Genomic DNA, 14390 nt, shown 5'->3' with positions numbered 1-14390 from the left:
GCCCGCGCGAGCGGTCGTCGGTGCGCCAGCGATCACTCGCGTCGTGACGCGCGAACCCCCTCGAGGAACGCGTCGAGGCGCCGCCCGTACGCCAGCGTGGCCGCCGAGACGGCCGTCGGGACGACGGTCCACGCAGCCAGCGACGCGAGCGCACGACCGGTCGCGACGAAGCCGCCCTCGGGGGCGAACGCGACGCCGACGACGTGTTCGAACACCAGTCCGCGAAAGGCTCCGTTCGGCGTGCGCACGAGGAGCCCCGAGATCGCCTCGGGGGAGGTCCCGCCCGCCAGCGAGCCGACGGCAGCGAGGTCGCCTCCGAGGACGCCGAGGACGACGGCGAGCGCACCGAGTGCGATCGCGGCTCGGCGCGAGGCGGCGACCGCGGAGACGGCCGTCGCCAGCGCGAGGTACGTGGCCGCGAACGGGACGACGAACGCGAGAAAGCGGACGTACAGCCACGGCGAGTCGACGCCGGAGTGGGTGGCGAAGATCCCGGTGTCGGGCGCGGCAGTGAGCCAGATCCCCACGCCGACGAGGACGTACGGCGCACCCACGACGACGAGCAGTCCGACCACCCGCGCGAGCACCACGCCGAGGACGTACCCGCCGACGCCGACCGGGTACGTTCGGACGACGGCGAACTCGCCGCTCTCGGTGTCGGTGAGCAGCGCCCGGTAGCCGAGCACGAACGCCACGAGCGGGACGACGACCTCGGTCGGCAAGAGGAGGTCGACGACCGCCGGCACGAATCCGGTCGCACCACCCCCGCCGACGGCGACGATGCCGACCAGGAGCGCGAGCAGACCAACGCCGAGCACGCCGTAGCCGGGCGTCCTGAGGACGGTCGCGAGCTCGCGTCTGAAGATCGTGGTGAGCCCCGCGAGCGACTCCCTCATCGGTCCGACACCCCCGTCACGTGGACGGCCGGCGACGCGTCGGCTGCGACCGACTCGCCGACGACGGCTCGGTACAGCTCGTCGACGGACGCGACGTCGTAGTTGTCGAGGAGGTCACCACGGGAGCCCGCGGCGGCCACCTGACCGCCCGCGAGGAGGACGACGCCGTCCGCGTGGTCGTCGACGAGCTTGAGGTCGTGCGAGCTGAGGACGACGGCCGTCCCGTCGGTCGCGGCCCGAGTAGCCGTCCGAAACGCGCGCTCACGCATCCCCGGGTCGAGGCCGCTCGTGGGCTCGTCGAGGACGACGAGCGGAGGGGTACCGACCGTCGCCTGTGCGATACCGAGCAGCCGCCGCATCCCGCCAGAGAGCGCCTCGACCGGACGCTCGGCCGCGTCCGAGAGTCCAACCCGTTCGAGCGCTGCGTCCGGGTCGGCGTCGACGAGTCGGGCGTAGAACGCGAGCGTCTCGCGGGCGGTGAAGCCGTCGCGAAACGGCACGCGTTGCGGCAGGTAGCCGACCGGCTTCGGCCCGGAGGGGTCGGTCACGGACACCGTTCCCGTCGTCGGCTCGGCCGCGCCGGCGAGGAGTCCGAGCATGGTCGACTTTCCGGAGCCGTTCGGGCCGACCACGGCCGTCACGCCGGGGCCGACGTCGAGCGTGACCGAGTCGAGCACGGCTATCCCTCCGTAGGTGCGTGAGACCCCCGACAGCGAGGCGACCGCGTCGTCGCTCATCGGCGTCTCTCCACGAGGGGCGGTGAGTCGGGTCCCCTCGTCGACGGCAGCTCGGTGGACGAGTTGGTGGCCGGCGACGCGATCGCTGCCCGCCACTCGGCGTGGACCGAGTCGCCGTCCGGCGACCGCGCCGCGGCGACGCGGTCCGGGGCGAACGGCTCCGTCGCCGGATCGGGGTCGACGATGCTTCCGGAGCGTGCGCCCGGCACCGTCCCGTAGAGTCCGTTCAGGAGCGTCCCGGCCGGCGACTCGCGCAGCGCGGCCGCCGCAACCTCTCGGTGGAGCGCGGCGTCGACGGCGGACGTCGGCCGGTACGCACGACCGCCTGGCTCGTGGAGGCCGACGGTCGCGCCCTCCCAGTAGTTGCCGCGACCGTCAGCGGCCCAGACGCGAAGGGCTCCCGGCCCCGCGATCGCGTGGCGATCGTTCGCGACGAAGTCGTTTGCGACGACACGGCTCGAGGGGACGACCGTCGTCGCGTGGGCGCCTTCCTCGTTGCCGACGACGACGTTGTGTTCGTACAGCGATCCCCGGGAGCTGGTCGAGAAGCCGAGCCCGTTGTGTGCAAGCGTGTTGTACGCCACGTACGCTCGCGTGCCCGACGCCTGTATTCCGGCACCCGATCGTCGCACGTCGTTGCCGACGATCGCGTTGCCGGACGGTCGCGTCATCACCGTGATCCCACCGAACCGCGCGTCGCGAAACGTGTTGTCCGCGATCAACGCGTCGCCGGTGTACATCAGGTGCGTGCCGTACCGGTTGCCCCGGAACGTCGAGTTCCGGACGATCGAGCCGTCGGCGCGGTGCGCGTAGATCCCGTCGCGGCCCCCATTGAAGACGGAGTCCGTGACAGTCACCTGTGATTCCATCGCCGTGATCCCCATGAAGCCGTCGCGCCAGTCGTCGCTCCCGTCGACTCGGAGCGCACGGACGACGGCGTCAGACCCCGCGCGGAGGAGGATACCGCTCGCGTTCGTCTCGACGGTCACGTCGTCGACGAACAAGCCCGGCGCGTCTATCGCGCGAATCCCGGCGTCGCCGTAGCCGTAGCCGAGCTGGATGTTCGTATCCCAGCTCCCGTCGTCGCGGGCCTGTCGTCGCGCCGCCTCGGGGTCTCTCGTCCGGTTACCGGCGCCTGCGACGTGGAGCCCGGAGAGCGCCACGTTCGGCGCGCGAACCGTGATCACTGAGCCGGTCCCGTTCCCCCGAACGGTCGCGTCGCGGCCCGCGATCGTGATCGAGCGGTTCACGACGACCCGCTCCGTGTACGTCCCCGGCGGGACGGCGACGGTCGTGTTCGGTGGTGCCGCGTCGACCGCCGCAGCAATCGTCGGCTGGTCCTCGCCGACCACGACGGAGACGGGACGGTCGGCGGTCCGTGCCGCGGTCGCGATCCGCTCGTCGGCCGTCTCCCACCGCGCCGGGGCGACCGACCGCACGGTCGCCGCGGAGTCGACGTCGAACGACGACCGGCGGACGGTCTCCCAGTCGGTGACACGTCCGCCGTGGTCGGCCGCGAACGCCGTCGCCGCCTGCCGGCTCGCGAACGGGACGACCGTCTCACCGGCTGGACTCCGGGCGTCGCTGCCGGCGACGTACGTCGCGTCGTCCGCCGGGATCCACTCGGTCGCCCGCTCGGCCGTGAAGTAGCCCGCTCTGGTGACGTCCGGGTTCCCGCCGTCGAACGTCTCGACGTAGACGACGAGCGGATAGCCGAACTGCGCCTCCGTTCGCCCGTCGTCGATCGTCGCGACGAACGACTCGACCCCGTTGTAGCCGACCACGTACTGCAGCTGCGAGTAGAACACCTGGACCCGGGGAATCCGGGCGTCGCCACGCATCAGCACGTCCGTCTCCGAGGAGAGCCCGAGCTCGACCGTGTCGTCGTACGCCACCGGTCCGGGGACTGCTGCGGCCGGGTCGACGGCGAACGCACCGACCGTCGCGGCCCCCGCGAGCGCCCCGACGACGACGAGCGCGGCGAGCACGCGACGCGAGCGCTCGCCGAAGGGGTCGAATACTGCCACGCAGGTGATTCGGCTTCCTCCGGTATAGCCGGCGTGGTTCGTTTCTCGAACCAGGAACCGGATCCGGTCCGAGCGACTATGGCGGCCGAGCGCGAACGGCCAGTCATGCCACCGTCACCACGATCGGCGATCACCCGACGCCGGGCGCTCGCCGGCGTCGCGGTTGCGCTTCCAGTCTCGCTTGCCGGCTGTCTCGGGGGCGACCCCGCGGCGTCCATCGAGCCCATCACGCTCTCCGGACAGCGCGCCTGCGACGAGTGTGGGATGATACTCGAGGACCACCCGGGGCCGGTCGGACAGGTGCACTTCGAAGACGACGCGCCGGAGGGCGGTCGACCGGCACAGTTCTGCAGCAGCGTCTGCACCTACACCTACCGGTTCGACGCCGAAGACGCCGGCCGACGGCCGATAGTGACGTTCCTCACCGACTACTCGCGGGTCGACAAGGAGGTGTTTCGTGCCGGGGACGACGTGGTCTTTTCCTCACACGTCGAGGCTGCGGCGTTCGCGCCGACGACCGAGCTGACCGTGGTCGTCGGCAGCGAGGTGTCGGGGGCCATGGGCCCGGCCATCGTTCCGTTCGGCGACGGTGCCGACGTTGAGTCGTTCCTCGCCGAGTACGGCGGCCAGTCGATGGACGCGGAGGCCGTCGACCGCGGCACGCTCGAAGCGCTCTAAGCCGCCTCGGTCGCTACTCGTCGGGGTCCTCTCCGCGGGCGCGCTTGTACATCGCCAGCGCGTTCTCGCGCCGCGAGGCGTGGTCGACGATCGGTGCCGGGTACGCCGGAGCCGCGTTCGCGCGTTCGGTCGGTGAACACTCGTGCCAGCCGTGGACGACGTCGGGGTCGACGCCGCGAAGCTCGGGCACGTACTCCCGGATGTACGCGGCCTCGGGGTCGTACCGCTCGCCCTGTGTCATCGGATTGAAGATGCGGAAGTACGGCTGTGCGTCGGTCCCCGTCGAGGCGGCCCACTGCCAGCCCCCGTTGTTGTTCGCGGTGTCGTGATCCGCGAGTCGGTCCCGGAAGTGGCCGTAGCCGTGTCGCCAGTCGGCGAGCAGGTCCTTCGTGAGGAAGGAGGCGACGATCATCCGCACGCGGTTGTGCATGTACGCCTCCTGGCGCAGCTGGCGCATCCCCGCGTCGACGATCGGGTAGCCGGTTTCACCGCGCTTCCACGCGGCTATCTCGTCGGGGTCGTCTCGCCACTCGATTCCCTCCTCGTACGTCTTGTAGTTCTCTGTGACGACTTCGGGGTTGTGGTACAACACCTGCGTGTAGAACTCGCGCCAAGCGAGCTGCTGTTGGAACGCCTCCACGCTCGCTTCGGCCTCGTCTTCGGGACGGTCGGCCGCGGTCGCCATCGCCTCCTCGGTGGCGGCGTACACCTCTCGAACCCCGATCTCGCCGTACGCGAGGAACGCCGAGAGCCGTGAGTTGCCGTCGCGAGCGGGATAGTCGCGGTCCGTCTCGTAGCGGAACACGGCGTCGGCAAGAAACGTCGAGAGCCGGTCTCGTGCGGCCGCGGTCCCTGCGGGGCCGACGTCGGCCGCCGGATCGTCGAACCCGAGCGACGACGCGGTCGGAAGCTCGCCGACCGCGACGTCGTCGGCCACCGCACCGCCATCAGCCGCCGCGTTGCCGTCCGCCCGCATTGCGGGATCGGCCGCCGCGTGTAGCGTCTCCGGGTCGGCGAGGTCGGCCGCGTCGGGCGTGGGAACCGGCGCGTCCTTCTCGCGGTCGGTCCACTTCTTCCAGTAGTACGAGTACACCGAGTAGGGGTCCCCCGCGTTCGTCCGGATCGAGTCGGGCGTGTGTAAGACGGCGTCGTGGTGAGCCTCCCGCGCGACGTCCACATCTGCGAGCGCCCGACGAACCGCCGCGTCGCGCTCGCGGGCCAGCCCGGAGTACCCGCGGTTCCAGCGGACGCGGTCGGCGTCGAGAGCGTCGGCGAGGGTCGGGACGACAGCCTCCGGGCGGCCGTGTGCGACGATCAGGTCGCTCTCGCGGTCGCGGTACGCCGCCGCGAGCGCGGCGAGTCCGTCGAGCAGACGTCGAACGCGGACGTCGCTTCCGTGTTCGAGGATAGCCGGGTCGAAGACGAAGACGGGCGCGACGGTGCCACGGTCGGCCGCTTTCGCGAGGCCGACGTTGTCGGCGACGCGGAGGTCGCGTCGGTGCCAGAATAGCTCCATGTCCGCGCAACGAGCCGGACGCCCCTGAACCCTCCGCCGAAGCCGGAGCGACTGGTCAGGAGACGGCGACTCGACGATTCGACCGCCGTGGCGGCTGGTGCTGTTCAGCCGTCGGTCGGCGCGTCGCTCGACGCGTCGGTGCCGGTCAGTCGCTCCAGCAGGTGGACCGCCGGCGCCTTCGCGAGGGGCTCGTTGGCGTTGCCACAGTGGGGTGACTGGACGCAGGCGGGACAGCCGTCCGCACAGTCACAGCCCGCGATGAGTCGGGCCGTCCGCGTGAACAACTCCTCGGCGCGCTGGTGACCCCGACGGGTCAGCCCGACGCCGCCCGGGTGGCCGTCGTAGACGAACACTGCGGGCCCGCCAACGTGTGGATGGTGTGGCGTCGAGATGCCGCCGATGTCGGCGCGATCACACAACAGGTGAAACGGGAACAACGAGATGATACCGTGTTCGGCGGCGTGGATCCCGCCGTTGAACGCGTGTTCGCCGCCGGGGGCGTCGCCTGCGTCGTCACCACCCATGGTCCGCATCTCGGCTTCGACGTCGCGTGGGACGGGGAAATAGAGCGCCTTCGTCTGCAGGGTCGTCTCCGGCAGGTCGAGCGGTGTGTCGCCCAGCGACTCGCCGGTGGTCGCGTCCTTGCGGACGAATCCGGTGACCTGTTCGGAGACGGTCACCGACGCGAACCGTACGGGCACGTCGGGGCGGGCGTCGAGTCGTCGCTCGTCGAGGTCAGCGCTCACGACGATGTCTTTGTCCGTGAGCGGTTGGGTGTAGTAGTCCGCCCACGACGACTGCAACTCGGCGACGTTGCGATCGAGGTCGAGCTCGACGACCTCGTAGGTGCGCCCCTGCTGGTGGTAGATCGCACCGGGGTGAGCGTCGCGAAGGGCGTCGGCAAAGCCCAGCGAGGCGATCGACTCGCCGCTCGACCGGTCGACGAGCTCGACCGGCCGGTCCGTGGCCGTCCGGAGGTTCATCGCGTGCTGTGGGCTCTCGTCGCCCGCGTACGTCCACCGGGTGCCGTCGGGGACGTCGCGGCGCGCGAGCGTCCCCGACTCGGTGAGCTCACCCACCGTCTCCGGAAAGGCCTCGCCGAAGACGGCCTCGTCGCCCGGCGAGAGCCACGACTCGTCGGCCGCACAGGCGACGTGTCGCGAGAGCAGCTGCTCGTTCGCCGGGTCGCAGATCGCGTCCTCCGGCGGCGCCTCGAAGAAGTCGGCCGGGTGGGTCAACAGGTACTGGTCGAGCTGGTCTTCACCGCCGACCATCACCACGAGCGCCGGGTCGTCTCCCCGGCCAGCGCGACCGGCCTGCTGGTACGCCGACATCCGGGTCCCAGGGTATCCGTCGAGGATCACCGCGTCTAAGCCGCCGACGTCGACGCCGAGCTCGAGCGCGTTCGTCGACCAGACACCACGGAGGGCGCCGCTGTGGAGGTCGGCCTCGAGCTCTCGGCGTCGGTCGTCCGTCAGCGCGGCCTGATACGCGCCGATCTTCGCGGCGAGGTCGTGGTCGCCACGGCTTCGCAGCTCGCTCGCGCTGTCCGTCGCGTACTGCTCTGCGGTCTGGCGTGCGCGGGTGAACGTCAGCGTCTGTCGACCGCTCTGGACGAGGTCGACGAACAGGCGCTTGCTCTCCGTGTGACTCGACCGGCGACGACCGTGTCCCCGCTCGGCCCACTCGTCGTCGTACGTCGGCGGATTCCACAGCACCCAGTCGCGCGGCCCGCGACCCGAGGTGTCCTCGTCGACGAGGGTGATTCCGTCCGGGTCGCGGCCGGTGACTCTGGCCGCGTGTTCGACCGGGTTGCCGATCGTCGCCGAACAACAGACGAACGTCGGGTCCGTCCCGAATCGGGCACACGTCCGCGCGAGCCGGCGCATCGTGAGCGCCACGCCCGTGCCGAACACCCCGCGATAGCCGTGTACCTCGTCGATCACGACGTACTCGAGCGAGGAGAAGAACCACTCCCAGAGCCGGCCGGCGTACGGGAGCAGCGCGTAGTGGAGCATGTCCGGATTCGAGAGCAGCACGGTCGGGCGAGCGTCGCGGACATCGCGCTTTTCGGACCGCGAGAGCCGGCCAGTGTACGACTCGACCGAGACCCGGCTCCCGAAGCCGAGGCCGCGTGCGAGCGACGAGAGCGACGCCTCCTGGTCGGCGACGAGCGCGTTTTGCGGACCGACGTACAGCGTCCGCCCGCCGTGGTCCATCGCGGCCTCGAACGCCGGGACGGTGTACGCGAGCGACTTCCCGCTCGCGGTCTCGGTGGCGATGACGACGTCGTCGCCGTCGCGGATCGCGGCGATCGCCTCCGCCTGGTGTCGGTAGAGCCGATCGACGCCGTCGTCGGCGAGCGCGTCCTCGAGCCGGGACGCGAGGTCGACGTCCGCGTACGTCGGTTCCCGCGCCGGGAGCCGGCGGTGCTCGGCGATCTGTCCCGCGTAGTAGGGCCGGTTCCGGAGCCACTCGATGGCGTCTGCCACGTCGACCACCCTCCGGGCTCCGCGGGCCTAATCGTTGTGATCGGTGCGGTCGTCGCCGGCACTGCACCCAGTCGTGTGCACCGTGCGGCGGCACCGCGGAGGCTTTACCCGCCGGCCGCCTCACGACGAGACGACCATGGCGACGCGCGACGCCCTGTGGCGCTACCGCGACGAGTTCGGCGACGCCTTCGGGCGGACGTACTTCAGACGGTTCGGCCCCGGCGTGGCCTCGAGCGTGGGGCTCGGCACGTACCGCGGCGCGGCGACCGCGGCCGTCGACGACGCGGCACGCGAGGTCCTTCAGCTCGGGCTCGAATCCGGAGTGAACCACGTCGACACCGCGGTGAACTACCGATGCGGGCGCGCCGAGCGCGTCGTCGGTGCGGCACTACGCGACGCAGCTGTCGACCGCGAGGCGGTCGTCCTCGCGAGCAAGGGCGGGTTCCTCCCGTTCGCGGGCGAGCGGCCGACGGACCCCGCAGCGTACGTTCGCGAGCGCTTCGTCGACGCCGGGCTCGTCGAACCCGCCGACCTCGCCGGCGCGCACACCCTCGCACCGCGCGCCATCGAGTGGTCCCTGGACCGCTCGCTCGAGCGGCTCGGCGTCGAGACGATCGACGCGTACTACGTACACGCCCCCGAGACCCAGCTTCGCGTTCGGGACCGTGAGGCGGTGTACGATCGGCTCGAAGCCGTCTTCGAGGCGCTCGAGCGCCGACGGCTGGCCGGCGACATCGGCCAGTACGGGGTGGCGACGTGGGACGCGTTGCGGGTCGACCGCAGCGCTGACGCGTACCTCTCGCTGCGGGAGATCCTCTCGCGGGCCGCCAGCGCGGGCAGGGCGGTCGGTCCCGACGACGACCACGGGTTCGGCGTCCTCCAGCTGCCGTTCACCGTCACCATGGCCGACGCGTTCACACGGGCGTCACAGCGGCTGCCGAACGACCCCGAGAGAGCGCCGACGTCGACGCTCCAGGTCGCACACGAGGCGAATCTCTCGGTCGTGACGAGCGCGAGCCTCGGCGGAGGAGACCTGACGACGGCCGGGTCGATTCCCGCTGGCGTCGACGCGACGTTGGCGGGTGACACGTCGGCACAGCGGGCGCTCAACTTCGCCAGGAGTGCACCGGCGGTCCGTTGTTCGCTCGTCGGGACGACCGACGCAGATCACCTGCGAGAGAACGTCGCGGCCGGCACGTTCGACCCGTTGGGCGCGTCGGCCTTCGACGCCGCGTTCGCGTGAGGAGAGGCTCTTGCTAGCGCAGTTCCTTGTAGCGCGCGCCGCACTCCGGACAGATCCGCACCGCGTACACCTCGTCGGGGTCGTTCCGCTTTTTCAACACCTGCTCGCAGGTCGCACAGGTGAGCCGCTCGTAGGTGTCCTTGTAGAGGTCTCCGTCTCTGAGCGCCTTACGGGTCGATTTCATGCCCCGGAGTTCGTCGTGCCGGGGCATAAAAACCCCGCCCGACGGCGGCGCGACCGCCGCGGGGCGAACGGCCTCACTCGTCGAGCCGGTCGAACGGGTTCGCGAGCTCGACCGTCGCCGCTCGGTCCGGTCCGACGCCGATCGCGTACAGGTCGGCGTCGACCGCGTCGGCGACGAAGTCGACGTAGGTCTGAGCCGCCTCGGGGAGGGCGTCGTACCCCGCGTCGGCGACGGCGGCGCCGTCGAACGCGTCCCAGGTGTCGAACTCGCGGTAGAGCGGCGTACAGCGCTTCCAGCGGCCGGTCGTCGTCGGGACGGTGTCGATCTGCTCGCCGTCGAGCTCGTAGCCGACGCAGACGGCGAGTTCTGGGAGACCGGCGAGGACATCGACGTGGTTTATCGCGACGCCGGTGAACCCGGAGACGCGTGACGCGTGGCGGAGCATCGGGAGGTCGAGCCAGCCGATCCGTCGCGGACGGCCGGTGACGGTGCCGAACTCGCCGCCACGCTCGCGGATGTCGTCGGCGAGCGCCGCCTCGTGGTCGTTCCCGTCGAGCTCGGTGGGGAGCGGACCTGATCCGACCCGCGAGAGGTACGCCTTGACGATCCCGACGACCTCGCCGCTGCCGACGGCCGTGACGCCGACGCCGGACCCGACCGCGGCGCCGCCGGCCGTCGGATTCGACGACGTCACGAACGGGTAGTTCCCGTGGTCGACGTCGATAGAGGTGCCCTGTGCCCCCTCGAACAGTACGCGGTCGCCGGCCTGCCGGCGTCGGTGGAGGAAGTCACTGCAGTTGACCGTCATCTCGTCTTCGAGCAGTCGGTCGCGAACCGTGAGCAGGTCCTCGTAGAGCGCGTCGACGTCGAAGGCGTCGGCGTGTTCGGAGTCGTCGACGTCGAGGCCGTACACTCCGGTGGCGACGGCACGGTTGTGTGAGACCGCGTACGACAGCCGCTCGCGTAACACGTCTCGGTCGAGTACGTCACCGACGCGGATCCCGCGCCGGCCGGCTTTGTCCTCGTACGTGGGCCCGATTCCACGGCCGGTGGTCCCGACCTCGACGCCGTCGTCGTCGTCGGCCTTGCCGGCTTCCTCGATACTATCGAGGACCCGGTGATACGGAAGGATGAGGTGGGCGCGGCGGGCGACCCGGACGTCGGGGTCGAGCCCGCGGTCGCGAAGGGCGTCGATCTCCGACAGCAGCGTGCTCGGATTCACCACACAGCCGTTGCCTAAGACGCCGATCGTTCCGCGAACCGCGCCGCTCGGAACCAACGAGAGTTTGTACTCCGCGCCGTCTTCGACGACGGTGTGGCCGGCGTTGTCGCCGCCCTGATAACGGACTACGACGTCCGCGTCCCCTCCCCACCGGTCGACGAGCGCGCCCTTGCCCTCGTCGCCGAGTTGGGAGCCGACGATGGTGACAGTCATACCGCTCGTCCGTTCCGAGCGGGTGGTAAAACCGATTACGGTCCGTCGGCGTCGGACGGCGCACAGATCGGCGCTGCACCCGGAGCCGACGGTGGACGAGGCCCGATCCGAACCGTTAACTACTCGCACACCGTCCTGGCGAGCGACGGACGTCTCTCGCCCCGACAGCAACGTTTAAAACGGGCAAAGACGAGTTAACACATGGCATGATAGATCGACTCGAGAAAGAGGTGGACATGCTCGAACGGCACCTCCAAGTGTTACGAATGGTCATCGAGAACGAACCGATCGGGATCGTCAAGATGTCGAACGAGACCGGGTACCCACATCACAAGGTTCGGTACTCGCTGCGGGTTCTCGAAGAAGAGAACCTGATCGAGCCCTCGAGCCAGGGGGCGATAACGACCGACCGGACCCACGAGTTCGTCGACGAGCTGGACGACAAGCTTGACGACACGGTCGAGAAGCTCGGGTCGATGCGCATCGACGAGGCCGCAGAGGTCGAACCGTAAGCCGCACGACGACGGCACCCACGGCGACGATACTGCGGCACAGACGGCCGGGTTCTCGGACATCTATCACAGGTCCGGCAGCGTCAGGTGAAACTCGCCGTCGCGCGACTCGACGAGACAGAGGTGGTACCCGCGTTTGCGTGAGAGCTTCACGAAGGCCTTCTGATTCGACCGACTGAACAGTCCGCCACCGACGGCGTCGCCGGCGACCTCGAGTGCGTCCGGCTCGAAGAAGCTCGCCGTGACCGCGAAGGCACCCGCAAAGGAGTCGTTCGACGCGGCGAGCGCCCCACCGTTCGCCACGAGCGACTCGAGGCTTCCGCCCCCGGTCGGCGAACGCGAGTCGTTCAACTCGGCGACGAACAGCGGATTGCCCATCCGGTCGCGGAACACGAGGTCGAACGGGCGTTCTTCGTGCACCTCCTCGCCGTCCTCGCGGTGGACGACCGACACCGACCCCTCGATCTCGGCCCGGTCGAGTTCGGGCAGCGCGTCGAAGAGCCCGCGCAGGGCGCCTGCGTTCCCGGTCGCCGCGATCTCGAAGAGGAGGTCCTCGGCGAGCCACCGGGTGAACCGGTACGCGATCGTTCCCTGGAGGAACGACTCGTACGGCTCGCCGTCGACGGTGAGGCCGTCGGTCTCGAAGCTCGTGTGGTGTTCGATCCGGAGGTTCTCCCGAAGTTCGGACCGGTCGCGTTCGCCGTCGTGTGCCGCCTCCAGCGTCGCACCCGTTCGGGAGCCGTACCTGACGAAGAGGTTCGTCCCCTCGAGTGCCGTCGCCGGCGACAGCGTTTCGTCGCCGCCGGGGAGCTGATCGCGCGCCGTGGCGAGTTCCTCACGCAGGCGCGTGACCTCCGAGCGGAGGTCGTCGACGGTCGCGCGCAGCTCGTCTCGTTCGTCGACGAGCGCGTCGCGCTCGGCCGCTATCTGTTCGTACCGCGTACGGAACGCGTCGCGACGGGCGATGGCGTCGTCCCGCTCCGAGGTGACGGACGCCAGCGCCGACCGCAGCTCACGGAGCCGCTCGTCGGGCCCGGACTCCCCGACGTTCGGACCGCCTGGCGGCGACTCTGCGGTCGCGGGCGGCTCGTCATCGCCCGAGACGGACGCGCCTGCGGAGCTATCCGTGACCTCACCGGGACCGTCGACCGGTTCGTGGGGACCGTCGACCGGTTCGTGGGGACCGTCGACCGGTTCGTGGGGACCGTCGACCGGTTCGTGGAGGTCATCGACTGGTCCGTCGAGGGCGTCCGAATCGGTCGCCGACGTCGTCTCGCCGCCGACGTCTGGCGGCTCCGTCGCCTCGGCTGTGTCGGCCGCGGTCGCCTCATCGGTCGCAGACGACTCCAGCGAGGGGGTCGAGGTCGTCTCACGCCACGCGGCCTCCTCCGAGAAGACGTCGTGCTCTTCGCTCGGGCGCGCCGGCTCCGACGCCGACCTGTCGCGGTCGGCGACGTCGTCCGTCTGGTCGTGAGCGGCCGCACCGTCGGACGTCGAGCGAGCGTCCGCTTCGGTGACGAAGGGATCGGCGTCGGCTGCGGGCTCAGCCGCGTCGGCAGGTTCGGCCGCGTCGGCGGGCTCGGGAGACGCGTCGTCATCGCGCACCGGCTCCGTGGGTACGTCGGCTTCTGCCGGCTCGGCCGGCGCTTCGGCGTCGGCTGCCGGTCTCGGGTCGGCGACCGCGTCCGGGTCCATCGTCCAGTCGGCGTCGAGCGGGATGTCGTATCGACTCGACCCGCTCGCCGTGGAGCCAGCGGCCGATCCCTCGGCCCCAGACCGGTCGGCGTCGGCGTCTCCCGACGAGTGGTCTGTCACGACGGATGCCGGTTCTTCGTCGCCGTCGGATTCGCGTCCCGGATCCGGTGTCGCCTCGTTCAGTGCCGTCTCGTCTGGTGTCGCCTCGTCCAGTGCCGTCTCGTCCGGTGTCGCTTCCGCTGTGGTCGACGTACCGCCGGTCGAGGGAGGCTCGCTCGTCACGCCGTCCATCGTGCGTCCGTCGTCCCCCGCGACTGACCCATCCCCAGCGACTGGCTCGTCCGCTCCAGCGACGGGCTCGTCTTCTCTCACCGCAGGCTCGTCCGCTCCGGTGGCAGCCGCCGACGGCTCGTCGCTCGCCGTTCCGGCTGGCTGTGGAATCGCTCGAACATCGAGGTCAACCTCGTACACGGTGTAGATCCCGACCTCGTCGTCGGCGAGTGCGAAGGCGTCCTCGCCCGTCTCGAGTCGCCGGGCGTTCCCGACGAACGCGGCCGCCATCGACTCGCCGGCCGCGTAGACGACGTAGTAGTCGCCGGACAGCACGTGCTCAGAGAGCTCGACGTAGCCGGTGAACCCACCGTCGGAGAGCGTCCGGTCGGCGTCGGCGAGCGGCGTGTCTTCGGTGTAGTACTGCGCCCGCTCGCGACCACCGCGCTCGCGCATCGCGAACAGCACCGGAAGCGACCGGTCCGGCGCCTCGTACACCGTGCCGTCGGCGTCGGCGAACGACTCGAGGTCTGCGTCGACGGCCCCGACGACGCGCCCGTCGAGGAGAAAGAGCCAGCCACTGCCGTCGGTGACCGCGCCGGAAACGCCACGGTCGGCGAACCGGCGGAGGCCGGCGAAGCCGTCGGTGAACTCCCGCGCCGACCACTCGGTGACGGCCTCTCGTCGCTGTGCGTCCATGATGCC

The 14390-nt window shown here is 70.4% G+C and carries 11 protein-coding genes; 3 read left to right on the top strand and 8 right to left on the bottom strand.

Features of this window, described 5'->3' with window-relative positions; translation table 11 throughout:
- Positions 1 to 32: 32 nt before the first annotated feature.
- Genes ACNTAO_RS00465 through ACNTAO_RS00455 form a run of 3 tightly spaced genes read right to left on the bottom strand, consistent with a single transcriptional unit; the run spans position 33 to position 3660 of the window.
- Positions 33 to 896 carry an ABC transporter permease subunit gene (locus ACNTAO_RS00465; RefSeq protein WP_435159956.1) on the bottom strand — a complete coding sequence of 288 codons (864 nt, stop codon included), beginning with the start codon at positions 894 to 896 and terminating at the stop codon, positions 33 to 35.
- Positions 893 to 1633 carry an ABC transporter ATP-binding protein gene (locus tag ACNTAO_RS00460; RefSeq protein ID WP_435159955.1) on the bottom strand — a complete coding sequence of 247 codons (741 nt, stop codon included), beginning with the start codon at positions 1631 to 1633 and terminating at the stop codon, positions 893 to 895. The genes ACNTAO_RS00465 and ACNTAO_RS00460 overlap by 4 nt, the downstream gene beginning before the upstream one ends.
- The gene (locus ACNTAO_RS00455) at positions 1630 to 3660 is read right to left on the bottom strand and encodes a NosD domain-containing protein (protein ID WP_435159954.1); all 2031 of its coding nucleotides are present in this window, start codon (positions 3658 to 3660) and stop codon (positions 1630 to 1632) included. Before ACNTAO_RS00455 ends, ACNTAO_RS00460 begins: the two co-directional genes overlap by 4 nt.
- A 105-nt stretch (positions 3661 to 3765) precedes the next feature.
- Between ACNTAO_RS00455 and ACNTAO_RS00450 the strand changes: the two genes are divergently transcribed.
- Positions 3766 to 4338 carry a nitrous oxide reductase accessory protein NosL gene (locus tag ACNTAO_RS00450; RefSeq protein ID WP_435159953.1) on the top strand — a complete coding sequence of 191 codons (573 nt, stop codon included), beginning with the start codon at positions 3766 to 3768 and terminating at the stop codon, positions 4336 to 4338.
- A gap of 13 nt (positions 4339 to 4351) precedes the next feature.
- Here ACNTAO_RS00450 and ACNTAO_RS00445 read toward each other — a convergent pair whose 3' ends face one another.
- Both ACNTAO_RS00445 and ACNTAO_RS00440 read right to left on the bottom strand, forming a co-directional pair.
- Positions 4352 to 5854 (bottom strand): cryptochrome/photolyase family protein, encoded by a 1503-nt coding sequence (locus tag ACNTAO_RS00445; protein WP_435159952.1) that lies wholly within the window; start codon positions 5852 to 5854, stop codon positions 4352 to 4354.
- Positions 5855 to 5958: 104 nt separating this feature from the next.
- Positions 5959 to 8346: a DEAD/DEAH box helicase gene (locus ACNTAO_RS00440; protein ID WP_435159951.1), complete on the bottom strand. Its 2388-nt coding sequence runs from the start codon at positions 8344 to 8346 to the stop codon at positions 5959 to 5961.
- 136 nt (positions 8347 to 8482) lie between these two features.
- Here ACNTAO_RS00440 and ACNTAO_RS00435 point away from each other — a divergent pair, with 136 nt between their 5' ends.
- Positions 8483 to 9589, top strand: coding sequence for an aldo/keto reductase (locus ACNTAO_RS00435; RefSeq protein ID WP_435159950.1), 1107 nt, complete (start codon positions 8483 to 8485; stop codon positions 9587 to 9589).
- 13 nt (positions 9590 to 9602) lie between these two features.
- On the opposite strand, the gene ACNTAO_RS00430 is transcribed toward ACNTAO_RS00435, so the two are convergent.
- Positions 9603 to 9773 (bottom strand): HVO_0758 family zinc finger protein, encoded by a 171-nt coding sequence (locus ACNTAO_RS00430; protein ID WP_435159949.1) that lies wholly within the window; start codon positions 9771 to 9773, stop codon positions 9603 to 9605.
- A gap of 73 nt (positions 9774 to 9846) precedes the next feature.
- The gene (locus tag ACNTAO_RS00425) at positions 9847 to 11208 is read right to left on the bottom strand and encodes an adenylosuccinate synthase (RefSeq protein ID WP_435159948.1); all 1362 of its coding nucleotides are present in this window, start codon (positions 11206 to 11208) and stop codon (positions 9847 to 9849) included.
- Between the two features lie 206 nt (positions 11209 to 11414).
- Here ACNTAO_RS00425 and ACNTAO_RS00420 point away from each other — a divergent pair, with 206 nt between their 5' ends.
- Positions 11415 to 11720: a hypothetical protein gene (locus ACNTAO_RS00420; protein WP_435159947.1), complete on the top strand. Its 306-nt coding sequence runs from the start codon at positions 11415 to 11417 to the stop codon at positions 11718 to 11720.
- A gap of 66 nt (positions 11721 to 11786) precedes the next feature.
- Here the strand turns inward: ACNTAO_RS00420 and ACNTAO_RS00415 are convergent, their stop codons facing one another.
- A complete protein-coding gene (locus ACNTAO_RS00415; protein ID WP_435159946.1) occupies positions 11787 to 14384 on the bottom strand; it encodes a DUF7527 domain-containing protein in 2598 nt (865 codons plus the stop codon).
- Positions 14385 to 14390: the final 6 nt, after the last annotated feature.

It is taken from the genome of Halorubrum zhoui (assembly GCF_051194155.1).
Taxonomy (GTDB): Archaea; Halobacteriota; Halobacteria; order Halobacteriales; family Haloferacaceae; genus Halorubrum.
Note: the sequence above shows the minus strand (reverse complement) of the source record. Positions and strands in the feature narration are given on the sequence as shown.

Bases quoted from the DNA above. Each gene is read 5' to 3' on its own strand.
- ACNTAO_RS00450 (WP_435159953.1), top strand. From the start codon at position 3,766: ATGCCACCGTCACCACGATCGGCGATCACCCGACGCCGGGCGCTCGCC.
- ACNTAO_RS00415 (WP_435159946.1), bottom strand. From the start codon at position 14,384: ATGGACGCACAGCGACGAGAGGCCGTCACCGAGTGGTCGGCGCGGGAG.
- ACNTAO_RS00460 (WP_435159955.1), bottom strand. From the start codon at position 1,633: ATGAGCGACGACGCGGTCGCCTCGCTGTCGGGGGTCTCACGCACCTAC.
- ACNTAO_RS00445 (WP_435159952.1), bottom strand. From the start codon at position 5,854: ATGGAGCTATTCTGGCACCGACGCGACCTCCGCGTCGCCGACAACGTC.
- ACNTAO_RS00430 (WP_435159949.1), bottom strand. From the start codon at position 9,773: ATGAAATCGACCCGTAAGGCGCTCAGAGACGGAGACCTCTACAAGGAC.
- ACNTAO_RS00435 (WP_435159950.1), top strand. From the start codon at position 8,483: ATGGCGACGCGCGACGCCCTGTGGCGCTACCGCGACGAGTTCGGCGAC.
- ACNTAO_RS00465 (WP_435159956.1), bottom strand. From the start codon at position 896: ATGAGGGAGTCGCTCGCGGGGCTCACCACGATCTTCAGACGCGAGCTC.
- ACNTAO_RS00420 (WP_435159947.1), top strand. From the start codon at position 11,415: ATGATAGATCGACTCGAGAAAGAGGTGGACATGCTCGAACGGCACCTC.
- ACNTAO_RS00425 (WP_435159948.1), bottom strand. From the start codon at position 11,208: ATGACTGTCACCATCGTCGGCTCCCAACTCGGCGACGAGGGCAAGGGC.